The 234-nt window shown below is 62.4% G+C and carries 1 protein-coding gene; it reads right to left on the bottom strand.

The window, feature by feature from the left end; genetic code table 11:
* A partial coding sequence (locus SB822_RS61155) for an aldehyde dehydrogenase family protein (RefSeq protein WP_410859666.1) occupies nt 1–234 on the bottom strand: 234 nt, incomplete at both ends.

Genomic DNA, 234 nt, shown 5'->3' with positions numbered 1-234 from the left:
ACGCCATCGGGCAAGCCGGCTTCCTTCAACAACTCGGCAATGCGCAACGACGCCGACGGATCGCGCTCGGACGGCTTCAGCACGAACGTGTTGCCGCAAGCGAGCGCGACCGGGAACATCCACATCGGCACCATCACAGGAAAATTGAACGGCGTGATGCCGGCCACGACGCCGAGCGGCTGACGCAAATTCCAGTTGTCGATGCCGCCGCCGATCTGATCGGTGAAATCGGTC

Origin of the sequence: Paraburkholderia sp. SIMBA_054, from assembly GCF_046534875.1 — a bacterium.
Taxonomy (GTDB): domain Bacteria; phylum Pseudomonadota; class Gammaproteobacteria; order Burkholderiales; family Burkholderiaceae; genus Paraburkholderia; species Paraburkholderia hospita.
This window is presented reverse-complemented; position numbering and strand designations above follow the sequence as displayed.